The organism is Phaeobacter piscinae, from assembly GCF_002407245.1.
Taxonomy (GTDB): domain Bacteria; phylum Pseudomonadota; class Alphaproteobacteria; order Rhodobacterales; family Rhodobacteraceae; genus Phaeobacter; species Phaeobacter piscinae.
On record NZ_CP010681.1, the window covers coordinates 227,590 to 241,622 of the forward strand.

Here is a 14,033-nt window from a genome sequence, read left to right on the forward strand (position 1 = left end):
GCCGGAGCCTGAAACCATGTCGACGCCCAAACCAGTTGTTCTGTGTATCCTTGATGGTTGGGGCAATGCCGATCCAGGAACCGCCAATGCGCCCTATCTGGCTCGGACACCAACGCTTGACGAGATTGCCAAGACCTGCCCAATGGCACGGTTGATCACCCATGGGCCGGATGTCGGCCTGCCAAGCGGGCAAATGGGGAACTCAGAGGTGGGCCACACCAATATCGGCGCCGGCCGGGTGGTGGCAATGGATCTGGGCCAGATTGATCTCGCAATCGAGGATGGTTCGTTTTTCGACAATGAGGCGCTGCAGGGCTTTATTGCCCGGCTGAAGGAGACCGGCGGTGCGGCACATCTCATGGGGTTGGTTTCGGATGGCGGCGTCCATGGCCATGTCACCCATATCCTTGCTGCGGTGAAGGCGATCCGCGATGCGGGTGTGCCTGTCTGGCTGCATGTGATGACCGATGGGCGCGATGTTGCCCCGAAATCTGCTCTGGACTTTGTCACCGCCCTGCAAGGCGATCTCGCGGAGGGCGCGCGTATCGCCACCGTGACGGGGCGTTACTATGCGATGGATCGCGACAATCGCTGGGAACGTGTCAGTCAGGCCTATGACGCCATGATCCATGGCCGCGGGCAATATGAGGCGGAGACCGCCGCGGACGCGATCAAGGCCAGCTATGCCCGCGATGAGCTGGATGAGTTTGTTAAGGCCACGGTGATTGATGGGTATGGTGGCGTGAAGGCCGGGGATGGCATTTTCTGCCTGAATTTCCGCGCCGACCGTGCCCGCGAGATCCTGCGCGCTATGGGAGAGCCGGGTTTTGATGCCTTCGATACTGGGGCACGCCCGGAGCTGGCAGCATTGCTGGGCATGGTGGAATATTCCACAGGCCATAACGAATACATGCAAACCGTGTTTCCCAAACGCGCGATCATCAATACTTTGGGCGCTTGGGTGGCGAAACAGGGCAAGCGTCAATTCCGCCTCGCCGAGACGGAGAAGTATCCGCATGTGACCTTCTTCCTCAACGGTGGCAAAGAAGACCCGGAGGAGGGGGAAGACCGCGCCATGCCGAAATCGCCCAAGGTTGCGACCTATGATCTGCAACCGGAAATGTCAGCGCCTGAGGTGACCGAGCGGTTTGTCGAGGCGATTGAGGCGGGCTATGACCTGATTGTCACCAATTATGCGAACCCGGATATGGTTGGTCACACCGGTGATCTCGATGCTGCGATCAAGGCCTGCGAAGCGGTCGATCAGGGGCTGGCCAAGGTCGTCGCCGCGTTGAAGGCTGCAGGTGGCGTGATGCTGGTCACAGCTGATCATGGCAATTGTGAAGTGATGGTCGATCCTGACACAGGCGGCCCGCACACCGCCCATACCACAAATCTGGTACCCGCGGCGCTGGTTGGTGGACCGGCTGGGGCTGAACTGCGTGATGGCCGTCTCGCAGATCTGGCGCCAACGCTTTTGCAGCTGATGAACCTCCCGAAACCGGATGAAATGACCGGAGAGAGCCTGCTGGCATGAGTTCAGCATTTGGCATCTTGGGGCCGGTTGCTGTCTGGCGTGGCTTTCAGATCTGCGCCCTTGCGCTGGCTCTGTCCGCATCGGCAATGGGGGCAAGTGCGGCAGAGGATCCCGCGACAGCGGCGCAGCGGGCGGCCAACCAGCTGGAGACTGCCACGCTTGCGCTTCAGCAGGCGGAAACTGCACGGGACCGCGTAGCTGCATTGACCGAAACCGTCCGCGCCTATGAGGCCGGGCTGGCTGCCATGCGCGATGGCCTGCGCCGTGTCGCGCAGCGCGAGGGGCAGTTGGCGGCCCAGCTGAAAGCGCGCGAAGATGGCGTGGCGGATTTGCTCGGGGTTTTGCAGACCATTGAGACCGCACCACCACCGGTGCTGATGCTGCACCCCTCGGGGCCGCTTGGGGCCGCCCGCTCTGCCATGACATTGGCTGAGGTGACACCGGCCTTGCAGGCGCGAGCAACCGCGCTGCGCCGTGATCTGGAGGAGGTCCAGACGCTGCGCCTGCTGCAACAAAGCGCCGCCAACACCCTGCAGGAAGGTCTGAACGGTGTACAAGAGGCCCGTGTGCAACTGTCTGCCGCCATCGCCGACCGCACCGACCTTCCGCGTCGCTTTACTCAGGATCCGGTACGCACTGCGATCCTGATATCCTCGACAGAGACGCTCAGCGGCTTTGCCAGCGGGCTGGCTGAAATCGCCGAAGGGGAGATCGCAACAATTGAGGCCGATGTCAGTGCCCTGCGGGGCGAGCTGCCGATCCCCGTCGAAGGGCTGGTCCTGCGCGGCTATGGTGAAAAAGACGCCGCAGGCATCGCCCGTCCCGGCTGGTTGATCGCGGCACGTCCGCGCGCGCTGGTGGTGTCGCCCACCGCCGCCACGATCCGCTATCAGGGGCCGCTGCTGGATCTTGGCAATGTGGTCATCCTCGAACCGCAGCCCGAGACGCTATTTGTGCTGTCGGGACTGGCCGAAGTTTACGGAACCATGGGGGAGGTCATCCCCGCAGGAACCCCGATTGGCCTGATGGGGGGTAAAAACCCGGAAATCGGCGCCATTTTGTCACTAAGCGGTGAAGGGGCTGGAACTGACCGCACAGAAACGCTCTATATAGAAGTGAGAATGGACAACAGTCCGGTGGACCCCGAAACCTGGTTCCGCACCGACAAGGATGGAAATTAGTTCATGAGAAAATTCGCGATGGCCGCAGTGGGCGGCACGCTGGCAGGGATACTTGCCACCACCTATGTAGCTGAGCCGCTTCTGGCCCAGGAAGGCAGCCGGGAGGCCAGCGTTTATGAGCAGCTGGACCTCTTTGGGGACATCTTTGAACGCATCCGCGTGCAATATGTCGAAGATGTCGATGAGACCGAGCTGATTGAAGCCGCCATCGGTGGCATGCTCGCCTCGCTGGACCCGCATTCCAGCTATCTCTCCCCGGATGATGCCGCCAATATGCGGGTGCAGACCCGTGGCGAATTTGGTGGGCTGGGCATTGAGGTCACGCAGGAAGAAGGCTTCGTCAAAGTGGTCTCGCCCATTGATGGCACCCCGGCGGATGAGGCCGGGATGGAATCGGGCGACTTCATCACCCATGTGGATGGCGAAAGCGTTCTGGGGCTGGCTCTGGACGAGGCGGTGGATCTGATGCGCGGGCCGGTTGGCTCCGAGATCGTCATCACCGTTGTGCGCGAAGGTGAGGCGGAGCCCTTTGATGTGTCGATCATTCGCGACACCATCAAGCTGACGGCCGTACGCGCCCGGACCGAAGATGAAACGGTTGTTCTGCGCCTGACCACCTTCAACGACCAGACCACGCCCAACCTTGAGGCGGGCCTGAAAAAGCAGTTGGAAGAGGCCGGCGGCATGGACAATGTCAACGGTATCGTACTGGATCTGCGCAACAACCCGGGTGGTCTGCTGACGCAGGCGATCAAAGTGGCGGACAGCTTCCTCGACAGCGGTGAAATCGTCTCTACCCGTGGGCGTAATCCTGAGGACGGCGAACGGTTCAATGCCACTCCCGGCGATCTGGTCGACGGCAAACCCATTGTGGTGCTGATCAATGGCGGGTCGGCTTCAGCATCTGAGATTGTCGCGGGTGCCCTTCAAGATCACCGCCGTGCGATTGTGGTCGGCACCAAATCCTTTGGTAAAGGGTCGGTCCAGACGGTGATGCCACTGAAGGGGGATGGTGCGATGCGCCTGACCACAGCGCGGTATTACACGCCCTCCGGCCGTTCGATCCAGGCGCTTGGGGTGTCCCCGGATATTGTCGTGGAACAGCCGCGCCGGGATCCAAATGCGGAAGAGGAAGAGGAAAATACCTCCGCCGCCCGCCGGACCCGGTCTGAGGCAGATCTGCGGGGGCGTCTGAACAACGACAGCCTTTCCGAGGATGAGGTCCGCCAGATCGAGGAAGACCGCGCCAAAGCGGAGGCCGCAGCGGAGCGCCGCGAAGAGGATTATCAACTGGCCTATGCCATCGATATTCTGAAAGGTCTGTCAAAGCTGGGCCCGGAAGAGTAACCGCCAGCTATCTGCCCAAAACCAATCAAAACCGCCCCGTGAGCGATCCGGGGCGGTTTCTTTTTTAATCATCTGCCAAGACAGCGGCGGTTTATTCAGGTGGCAATCCACCTGCGGTGACATGCCGACGAAACCGTCTTGGCGGCAGCCCTGTCCCCCGCGCAAACACACGGCTGAAATGGGCGGGGTCAGCATAGCCAAGCTCATAGGCGATCTGTGCTGCACTCAATGTCGTGTAAATCAGCAGGCGACGCGCCTCACGCAGCATCCGCTCGTTGATCAGCTGTGAGGCGGATTGCCCGGTGGCCTGATGGCTGATCCGACTGAGGTGCGTTGTCGAAACGGCAAGTTCACGTGCGTAGTCGCTGACCTGACGCCGGGCACGGAAATCCCGGTTTACCAGTGTTTCGAACCGGGCAAACAATTGATGCGCCTTCGGGTTGGCATCGCGGGACTGCTGCGCACCGATGTATTGCGCGACCGTGCCGGTGACCGCGCCCACAAGTCCACGTAGGATCGCTGTACGTGCAAACCCGTCGGCACCATAAGCATCACGGATCGCGGTGATAAGCTGTAACAAGTCATCCCGCAGGGGGGTGACCGCCGCACGATCCAGCGTTGTCAGAATGTCGGAACTATCGCCAAGCACCTGATCCATAAGGTCGGACGTCAATGTCAGCACCCATCCTCTGGTATCGCTGCTAAACCGGAACCCATGCACGGCACCCCGAGGGATATTGATCATGCACGGGGAATGAAGATCCTGCTCGATACCGTCAAGCGTGGTCAGACCACCGCCTTGCGTCAGCGTCAAAATCTGATGCAACCGGGCATGGCGATGGGGCGTCAGCGACCAATCGTGGAGCGAGGACCGTGCCTCAATGCTCTCGATATGCAGAAGATCGGCCAGTTCTGTATTCTCCCCAAACAGGGAGTAGGTGGTTATCGCCTTTGGGTCGGTCATGTGCGAAATATACAAGAATGCGGCGATTGGGTCTATTCGCAAGATGGCGGAGTTTCGGCATGATGTGTGGGCGAACAGGAGAGAGCTGATGCAGAGCCAGACAACACAGGTGGTGATTGTTGGAGGTGGTCCCTCCGGGCTGTTGCTGTCGCAGCTGCTGCACCGGGCCGGGATCGACACAATCGTGCTGGAGCGTCAGACCCGGGACTACGTGCTGGGACGCATTCGCGCAGGCGTTCTGGAGCACGGGTTTGTGGACTTGCTGCGCCGGGCTGGCGCCAGCGCGCGCATGGACCGCGACGGTATGGTGCACCATGGATTTCACATTGCCCATCAGGGGCGGCTAGACCGTATCGACCTTGCGGGCAGCGCCAAGGGACAGACGGTGATGGTTTACGGCCAGACCGAGGTGACGCGCGATCTCTATGAGGCCCGTGACGCCATGGGAGGGCAGATTATCCACGAGGCCGCGAATGTCGCGCTGCATGATCTGACGACGGTGCGGCCTTATGTTACCTATGAACAGCAGGGCGAAACCCGTCGCATTGATACCAAGTTCATTGTTGGCGCGGATGGGTTTCACGGGGTCAGCCGCAAGTCGATCCCGTCGGATGTCCTACGTGAATACGAAAAGGTCTACCCGTTCGGCTGGCTCGGCGTGCTCTCGCAGACATCGCCCGCTGCGGATGAGTTGATCTATGCCCGGCACGACCGTGGATTTGCGCTGTGTTCGATGCGCAATCCTCAGTTGAGCCGCTACTACATTCAGGTGCCGCTGACCGACCGGGTCGAGGACTGGAGCGATGCCGCCTTCTGGGAGGAGTTGAAGCGACGTCTGCCCGACGATGTGGCACGTGGATTGCAAACCGGGCCCTCAATTGAGAAGTCCATCGCGCCGCTGCGCAGCTTCGTGGCAGAGCCTATGCGCTATGGCGCGCTGTTTCTGGCGGGCGACGCCGCCCATATCGTGCCCCCCACCGGGGCCAAGGGGCTGAACCTTGCGGCCTCGGATATCCATTATCTCTACGACGGTTTGTCTGATCACTTCCTGCGCGGTGATGACACTGCGCTGGGCAGCTATTCCGAGCGCGCGCTGGCGCGGATTTGGAAAGCTGAACGGTTCAGCTGGTGGATGACCAACCTGCTGCATCGCTTCCCTGACATGTCGCCAGCGGATCTGCGGCTGCAGCAGGCCGATCTCGACTATCTGTTCTCCTCCGATGCGGCGCAGGCATCTTTGGCCGAAAACTACGTTGGTTTGCCTTATTAGGGTCTAAACTCAGGCGTTTCCCCAAGCGACAGTCAGCCGCTTTTCGGGGCGATTTTGCTGCTCTGCCAGATCCATCAGGGCACCGCCAAAATCGGCAAAGGAAATCTGCGACAGCCCATCGGCATCGGTCACCAGCGTATCGGTGCCCCATTCGTAGCGGTCCCGGCGCTCTCCCTCCTGCAGCATCGCAGGTGGGCGCAGGCAGGTCCAATCCACATATGATGTGCTCTCCAGCAAATGATCCTGCGTGGCGCAGGCCTCTGCAATCGGACGTACGGCATCCGGCAGAAAGCCTGGTGCGCTCAGCACCGTTTCCCCGCTGCCGTCAGCCAGTTTCAAAAGGGCAGCGCCGCCGGTGATCAGAGCGGGGATATTGCCCGCTTCTGCGGCCCGCAGCACCGCTTGCGTCAACGCCACCAGCAAGGCGTCCTGCCCGGCGATCGGGCGCAATGCGCTGATAATGATCTGATGGCGGCGGGCAAGATCGGCCAGTTGCTCAGCGCTGGTCAACACATCCAGGGCGAGCGGTGTCACCAGCTGGTCGCCCAGTGGTCCGCGCAGGTCGGGATTGCGCGCAATCGCAGTCACACGGTGCCCGCGTTCAATGGCCTGCTGCGCCGTGGCGCGGCCGACATCTCCGGTTGCCCCAAAAAGAAGAATATCCATGTTATGCCTCATATCTTGATGTCGAGATAATTGATGATGTAAAAATAGTTTGACGTCAAGATAAATTTCGTCCTGCACCAGTGCACAAGATAATGCGCACCTGTAAACGCTGGCGCTGCAATCCCCGCTGGCGGTTGCGCAATGTTGGCGCTACCTTGCACTGAACTGATGAGTTTACTTTTGAAGGAGGCAGCAATGTCAGCCATCCTATCCATTCGTGATTTGGAAAAGACATATGAGGGTGGGTTCCAGGCCCTCAAGGGAGTCTCGCTCGATATTGAGGAGGGCGAAATCCTTGCGTTGCTCGGTCCAAACGGCGCCGGTAAAACCACGTTGATTTCAACTGTCTGCGGCATCACAACACCCACATCAGGCCATGTCTCGGTCGGCGGGCACGACATTATTGAAGACTTTCGCGCCGCGCGCAGCCTGATCGGGCTGGTGCCGCAGGAAATCAATCTTGAGCCCTTTGAAACGGTCTGGAACTCCGTCAGATTTTCCCGCGGGCTGTTTGGCAAACCGCGCAATGATGCCTTGCTTGAGGATATCCTGCGCAAACTGTCGCTCTGGGATAAACGCAAGAGCCAGATCAAGGAACTGTCAGGCGGCATGAAACGGCGCGTCCTGATAGCCAAGGCGCTTAGCCATGATCCCCGCATCCTGTTCCTCGATGAACCGACCGCTGGCGTCGACGTGGAATTGCGCAAAGACATGTGGGATGTGGTGGCAGAGCTGAAGCGCGATGGTGTCACCATCATTCTAACCACCCATTATATCGAGGAAGCCGAGGCCATTGCCGACCGGGTCGGCGTCATCACAAATGGAGAAATCCTGCTGGTCGAGGAGAAGGCCAAGCTGATGGCGCAACTCGGTAAGAAGCAGCTGGAAGTCCAGTTGACCGACGCACTGACAGCGGTCCCCGACAGCCTTGCTGCCTATGGGCTGACCCCGACTGAGGACGGGCGCGGGTTGATTTATTCCTACGACACCAACGCCGAGCGCACCGGCATCACGGCGCTGCTGAACGACGTGGCAAAATCCGGCCTTACGCTGGCGGATGTGCAAACCCGGCAATCCAGCCTTGAAGACATATTTGTCGGGCTGGTTTCAGGAGAGTCGACATGAACTGGACAGCAATCTCTTCAATCTATCGCTTTGAAATGGCAAGGTTCTTTCGCACGCTGATGCAAAGCTTCCTGTCTCCGGTGCTGTCCACCTCGCTTTATTTCGTAGTGTTCGGAGCCGCCATCGGCAGCCGCATTGATCAGGTCGAAGGGGTGCCGTACGGTGCTTTCATCGTGCCGGGTCTGATCATGCTCAGCGTGATGACTCAGGCCACGTCCAACGCGTCCTTCGGGATCTATTTTCCCAAATTTATCGGCACCATTTATGAGTTGCTCTCCGCGCCGGTGAATTTCCTGGAGATCGTGATTGGCTATGTGGGTGCGGCGGCGACGAAGGCGCTGTTCATCGGCGTGGTTATTCTGGTGACGGCGTCGCTCTTTGTTGATCTGACCATCGCGCACCCGCTGGCTATGGTATTGTTCATGGTGCTGACATGCGTCAGCTTTGCTCTGTTGGGCTTCATCATTGGGGTCTGGGCCAAAAATTTTGAACAGCTGCAACTGGTGCCTTTGCTGATCGTCACGCCACTGGTGTTCCTGGGCGGGTCGTTTTATTCGATCTCGATGCTGCCGCCAATCTGGCAGAAGATCACCCTCTTTAATCCGGTGGTCTATTTGATCTCCGGTTTCCGCTGGTCGTTCTTCGGCGCCTCAGATGTGCCTGTCGGGCTTAGCCTTCTGGCGATCGGTGGGTTTACAGCACTCTGTCTTGCGGTGATCTGGTGGATCTTCAAAACCGGTTGGCGCATTCGGACCTGATGGCCAGGCAATTTGGTTAAGCCATCAAGCCCCGGCGACGGGTCTTGAGCATCACACACACGATATCGGGGCGGCCCTGATCAGGCTGCCCCAACGGCAGACAATCTGTGCGGACGTCGCACGTATTGAGGGAACGTTGCAATTTTACCCAAGCTGCGCGGCTTTTTTGCCGCTGCGCTTGCTTCGTTCCGGCGCCATCCCTTGTTTCAGGGCAGTCGGCATTCTACATCGGCGCCATGAACCTGAAATTGCCCTTCTTGAACAAGCCACCGCTGGTTGCTGTTGTGCGCCTCAATGGCGCCATTGGCATGGCCGGTCGCGGTGCGCTGAATGATGCCGCGCTGGGCCCGGTGCTGGAACGTGCCTTTCGCAAGGGCAAACCGGCTGCGGTCGCGCTCGAGATCAACTCGCCCGGTGGCTCACCCGTGCAAAGCGCCCTGATCGGTGCGCGTATTCGCCGCCTCTCGGAAGAGCTGGAGGTCCCCACTATCGCCTTTGTCGAAGACGTGGCGGCCTCAGGTGGCTACTGGCTGGCGGCCTCGGCGGATGAGATCTGGGCCGATGAAAGCTCGATCCTTGGCTCCATTGGCGTCATTTCCGCAGGCTTCGGTGCCCATGTGTTCCTGGCGCGTCAGGGCGTTGAGCGGCGGGTCTATACGGCCGGTCGCAGCAAATCGATGCTGGACCCGTTCCGCCCGGAAAATGCCGAGGACGTGAAGCGCCTGAAGCAGCTCTTGGGCGATATCCACGACAATTTCATCGCCCATGTCAAAGATCGTCGTGGCGACAAACTGGACAGCAGCGAGGATCTCTACACCGGTGAGATCTGGCTTGGACGACGCGCCGCCTCCCTTGGTCTGATTGATGGCATCGGCCATTTGCGCCCCAAAATGCAGGCGCGCTTTGGTCCCAAGGTGCGGTTCCGCCGCTACGGCATTAAGAAGCCGCTTCTGGGACGGATCGGTATGCAGATTGCGCAAGACGCGCTGAGCGGCATTGAGGAACGCGCCGAATACGCGCGGTTTGGCCTCTGACGTGATTTTTAAGATCGTTTCCCTGTTTCTTGTGGTGATGGCTGTGCTGGCGATGTTCGGCAAGCTGCGGATGCCCGGCCAAAAACACCTGGCCTCGCGGCGCTGTGGCAGCTGCGGCCGCTTCAAGATCGGAAAAGGCCCCTGCGCCTGCAAAAAGAATGGAGGGCCTCGGCAATGATGCCATGGCTGTTGTCTGGACTTGGGCTTGTGATCCTGCTGCTCGCCGGGGACGCTTTGGTGCGCGGGGCTGTGAACCTCAGCCTGCGGCTGGGTGTGCCGGCGTTGATCGTCAGTCTGACGATCGTGGCTTTTGGCACCTCGGCGCCGGAGCTGCTGATCGCCGTCCGCGCCGTCGGGGAAAACGCGGACGGGATTGCGCTTGGCAATGTGGTCGGGTCAAACACGGCCAACATCCTGATGGTCCTGGGCATTCCTGCCCTGATGCGATCCTTGCACACCAGCGAGTGCGACACGCGCAAGAACTACGTCTTTATGCTGATCGCCTCGGTCCTGTTTATCGGACTGGCCTTCTGCGGGACTTTCACGGTCTGGTCCGGCCTGATCCTGCTGGCGGCCCTTTCTGTGGTTCTTGGCGTTGCCTTCCGCGAGGCCCGCGCCCATCGCCGCAATGGCAAGGACAGTGATCTGGATGACATCGAGGAGGCCGATCCCGATATGCCTTACTGGCGCATCGGCATCTACCTTTTCCTGGGGCTGATCGGCTTGCCACTAGGGGCTGATTTGCTGGTCGACAACGCGTCGATCATCGCCCGCACCTATGGGGTCACGGAAACTGTGATCGGCCTGACGCTGGTGGCCATTGGCACCTCTTTGCCGGAACTCGCGACCACCGTCATGGCCGCGTTGCGCCGTCAGGCGGATGTCGCGCTTGGCAATGTTATTGGCTCCAACATGTTCAATCTGCTGGCGATCGTCGGCATCGCGACCTTTGTTGGTCCGATCAGTGTTGACCCCTCTTTCCTGCGGGCGGATCTCTGGGTGATGCTGGCCTCGTCACTGCTGCTGGTGCCCTTTGTCTTCTTCAAAATGGACATCACCCGCACCTGGGGTGTGATTTTATCTGCCGTTTATGTGGTCTACCTGGTGCAGCTGTTCTAACTCATTGCCAACAGGCAGATGAGGAGAGAGCAAAATGCGGGCATTGGTAACCGGCGCGGGCAAGCGACTTGGCCGCGCGATGGCGTTGGAACTGGCGGCAAACGGCTACGATGTCGCCGTCCACTACGCGAGCTCAGCTGACGCAGCAGCAACCACAGCGGCAGATATTCGTGCGATGGGCCGCGTTGCTGTTCCCCTGCAGGCCGACCTGCTGGAGGAGGCAGCGACTGAGGCTCTGCTGCCTGCTGCAGCGGAGGCTCTGGGAGGGCCGATCACCTGTCTGGTGAACAACGCCTCTATATTTGAGCACGACAGTTTGGAGACGGCGACCCGCAACAGCTGGGATCGCCATATGGACAGCAATCTGCGTGCGCCCTTTATCCTGACGCAGCAGTTGGCCGCGCAGGAACTGCCGCAACAGGTTGATGAGCAGGGGCGGGCGCTGGCGTCTGCCTCCGTCATCAATCTCATTGATCAGCGCGTGCATAAACTGACACCGGACTTCATGACCTATACGCTGGCGAAATCCGCGCTTTGGACGCTGACCCGCACCAGTGCGCAGGCGCTTGCGCCCCGCATCCGTGTCAATGGTATCGGCCCGGGACCCACGCTGAGAGGTCCGCGGCAGACCGAAAGCCAATTCGCCCGCCAATGTGCCAACACCCCGCTGCAGCGCGGTGCCGACCCGGCTGATATCAGAGCGGCGCTGAGCTATCTTTTGCGCGCGCCATCGGTCACCGGGCAGCTGATTTGCATCGATAGCGGTCAGCATCTCAGCTGGGAAACACCGGACGTTGTGGGGCTGGAATAACCCGCTTTGCGGCGCGGTTCAAAAGTGGTAGCGCCGAAGTTGTGCACGTAGCGTCAATCCGTCGTCAATTCGTTACAAAAATCCGTTTGGAATCATTAACTTGTCCGCAGAAATAAAAATTATATATTATTATCAGTGCCTTGCGGTTGTGCCTAATTTTTAGGCAAACGCTGGAAATCAGCCAAAAATAAGGAAAAATCGCGGATAGCCATAAGATATTACCAGACTTATCCACAGCATCAGTGGATTTGTTCCATGTTGATCCCGATGCGCTAACATTGCAGACCACCTGCGGGAATCATAGATCTCGAAACATGACAGACCATCAGCCCGAATCCTCGCCGGAAACGGCACGCCCGACCCTCCGGACGGGGTACGCCGTAATACAGGACTATCTGAAGACCCTGGACAGCTCTCCGGGCGTCTACAGGATGCTGGATAGCGAGAGCCGTGTCCTCTACGTCGGTAAGGCGCGTAATCTGCGGGCGCGGGTGTCGAACTATTCCCGTCCGGGCCATTCGCCCCGGATTGAGCGGATGATCGCGGCAACCGCATCGATGATGTTCCTGACCACCCGCACGGAGACTGAGGCGCTGCTGCTGGAGCAGAACCTGATCAAGCAGCTCAAGCCGAAATACAACGTGCTGCTGCGCGACGACAAAAGTTTCCCCAATATTCTGGTCGCAAAGGATCACGCGTTTCCGCAAATCAAGAAACACCGCGGCACCCGGCGCGAGAAGGGCAGTTATTTTGGTCCCTTCGCGAGTGCAGGCGCGGTCAACCGAACGCTCAACCAGTTGCAGAAGGCTTTCCTGCTGCGCAATTGCAGCAATGCGATGTTCGAAAGCCGCACGCGTCCCTGCCTGCAATATCAGATCAAGCGCTGCACCGCGCCCTGTACCGGTGAAATCTCGGCCGAGGACTATGCGGCCTCCGTGCGGGATGCCGAGCGGTTTCTGTCCGGGCGCTCCACCAAGATCCAGGAAGAGCTGGCCGAACAGATGGCCGCCGCCTCCGAGGCAATGGAGTTTGAGCGGGCCGCCGCCCTGCGCGACCGGATCAAGGCGCTGACGCAGGTGCAAACCTCGCAAGGCATCAATCCCCGTGGTGTGGCGGAGGCGGATGTTATCGGTCTGCATCTCGACAGCGGACAGGCCTGTGTGCAGGTGTTTTTCATTCGCGCCAATCAGAACTGGGGCAACCAGGATTTCTATCCCCGTATCAACGGTGATGTTTCCCCGGCGGAGGTGATGGAGGCCTTCATCGGCCAGTTCTACGACAACAAGGAGCCGCCCAGGCAGCTGATCCTGTCTGATGAGATCGAAAACGGCGACCTGATGGAGCAGGCACTCAGCGACAAGGCCGGGCGCCGGGTGGAAATCCTGGTGCCGCAACGCGGGGAGAAAACAGAGCTGGTGGCGGGTGCCGTCCGCAACGCCCGCGAATCCCTGGCCCGCCGCATGGCCGAAAGCGCGACACAGGCAAAACTGCTGCGCGGTGTGGCTGAGGCCTTTGGTCTGGAAGGGCCGCCGCAGCGGATTGAGGTCTACGACAACTCGCATATTCAGGGCAGCCATGCGGTGGGGGGCATGATCGTCGCCGGCCCCGAAGGGTTCATGAAGAACGCCTATCGCAAGTTCAACATCAAAGGGGATGACCTCACGCCCGGTGATGATTTCGGCATGATGAAGGAAGTTCTCAACCGCCGCTTCTCTCGTTTGTTGAAGGAGGATCCCGACCGTGAGAAGGGCCTCTGGCCGGATCTTCTGCTGATTGACGGCGGCGCCGGACAGGTCAGCGCGGTGGCGGAGATCATGGCTAAATATGGTGTGCAGGACATCCCTATGATTGGTGTCGCCAAAGGTGTCGACCGGGACCACGGCAAGGAAGAGTTTCACCGCTTGGGTGAGCCCGCCTTTGCTCTCCAGCGCAATGATCCAGTGCTTTATTTTGTGCAGCGGATGCGGGATGAGGCGCACCGGTTTGCGATTGGCACCCACCGCGCCAAACGGGCGAAAGCCATGGGCGCCACGCCGCTGGATGAGGTGCCGGGCGTCGGTGCAGCCCGCAAACGTGCGCTGTTGGCGCATTTTGGCAGCGCCAAGGCGGTCAGCCGGGCCAACCTGTCAGACCTGAAGGCGGTAGAGGGGGTCTCGGCGGCGCTGGCGCAACGGATCTATGATTTCTTCCACGCGCAGGGGTAGGTGCCGAACTCCAGTGT

General features: G+C 59.9%; 12 protein-coding genes. 10 read left to right on the forward strand and 2 right to left on the reverse strand.

Annotated elements, in window-relative coordinates:
* The first annotated feature begins 16 nt into the window (after nt 1-16).
* Genes gpmI through phaeop14_RS00990 form a run of 3 tightly spaced genes read left to right on the forward strand, consistent with a single transcriptional unit; the run spans nt 17 to nt 4,065 of the window.
* Nucleotides 17-1,537, forward strand: coding sequence for a 2,3-bisphosphoglycerate-independent phosphoglycerate mutase (gene gpmI / locus phaeop14_RS00980; RefSeq protein WP_096788481.1), 1,521 nt, complete (start codon nt 17-19; stop codon nt 1,535-1,537).
* The gene (locus phaeop14_RS00985) at nt 1,534-2,718 is read left to right on the forward strand and encodes a murein hydrolase activator EnvC family protein (RefSeq protein ID WP_096788482.1); all 1,185 of its coding nucleotides are present in this window, start codon (nt 1,534-1,536) and stop codon (nt 2,716-2,718) included. The genes gpmI and phaeop14_RS00985 overlap by 4 nt, the downstream gene beginning before the upstream one ends.
* Before the next feature lie 3 nt (nt 2,719-2,721).
* A complete protein-coding gene (locus phaeop14_RS00990; RefSeq protein ID WP_040171398.1) occupies nt 2,722-4,065 on the forward strand; it encodes a S41 family peptidase in 1,344 nt (447 codons plus the stop codon).
* Between the two features lie 91 nt (nt 4,066-4,156).
* Here the strand turns inward: phaeop14_RS00990 and phaeop14_RS00995 are convergent, their stop codons facing one another.
* Entirely contained in the window at nt 4,157-5,029 is an 873-nt protein-coding gene (locus tag phaeop14_RS00995; RefSeq protein ID WP_096788483.1) for a helix-turn-helix domain-containing protein, read from the reverse strand.
* 88 nt (nt 5,030-5,117) lie between these two features.
* On the opposite strand from phaeop14_RS00995, the gene pobA reads away from it, so the two are divergent.
* Nucleotides 5,118-6,299, forward strand: coding sequence for a 4-hydroxybenzoate 3-monooxygenase (gene pobA / locus phaeop14_RS01000; protein ID WP_167385669.1), 1,182 nt, complete (start codon nt 5,118-5,120; stop codon nt 6,297-6,299).
* 9 nt (nt 6,300-6,308) lie between these two features.
* Here the strand turns inward: pobA and phaeop14_RS01005 are convergent, their stop codons facing one another.
* Nucleotides 6,309-6,965, reverse strand: a complete 657-nt coding sequence (locus tag phaeop14_RS01005) for an NAD(P)-dependent oxidoreductase (RefSeq protein ID WP_096788485.1) — start codon at nt 6,963-6,965, stop codon at nt 6,309-6,311.
* A gap of 195 nt (nt 6,966-7,160) precedes the next feature.
* Here phaeop14_RS01005 and phaeop14_RS01010 point away from each other — a divergent pair, with 195 nt between their 5' ends.
* From phaeop14_RS01010 to uvrC, 6 genes are all read left to right on the forward strand, one after another.
* On the forward strand, nt 7,161-8,090 hold the full coding sequence (locus phaeop14_RS01010; protein WP_096788486.1) for an ABC transporter ATP-binding protein: 930 nt from the start codon (nt 7,161-7,163) through the stop codon (nt 8,088-8,090).
* Nucleotides 8,087-8,848: an ABC transporter permease gene (locus phaeop14_RS01015; RefSeq protein WP_096788487.1), complete on the forward strand. Its 762-nt coding sequence runs from the start codon at nt 8,087-8,089 to the stop codon at nt 8,846-8,848. The genes phaeop14_RS01010 and phaeop14_RS01015 overlap by 4 nt, the downstream gene beginning before the upstream one ends.
* Nucleotides 8,849-9,084: 236 nt before the next feature.
* Nucleotides 9,085-9,882 carry a S49 family peptidase gene (locus tag phaeop14_RS01020; protein ID WP_096788488.1) on the forward strand — a complete coding sequence of 266 codons (798 nt, stop codon included), beginning with the start codon at nt 9,085-9,087 and terminating at the stop codon, nt 9,880-9,882.
* Between the two features lie 174 nt (nt 9,883-10,056).
* Nucleotides 10,057-11,001, forward strand: coding sequence for a calcium/sodium antiporter (locus phaeop14_RS01030; protein WP_096788489.1), 945 nt, complete (start codon nt 10,057-10,059; stop codon nt 10,999-11,001).
* 34 nt (nt 11,002-11,035) lie between these two features.
* Complete coding sequence (locus tag phaeop14_RS01035; protein ID WP_096788490.1) at nt 11,036-11,812, forward strand: SDR family oxidoreductase; 777 nt, start codon at nt 11,036-11,038, stop codon at nt 11,810-11,812.
* A 314-nt stretch (nt 11,813-12,126) separates the two neighbouring features.
* Nucleotides 12,127-14,016, forward strand: a complete 1,890-nt coding sequence (gene uvrC, locus phaeop14_RS01040) for an excinuclease ABC subunit UvrC (protein ID WP_096788491.1) — start codon at nt 12,127-12,129, stop codon at nt 14,014-14,016.
* Nucleotides 14,017-14,033: the final 17 nt, after the last annotated feature.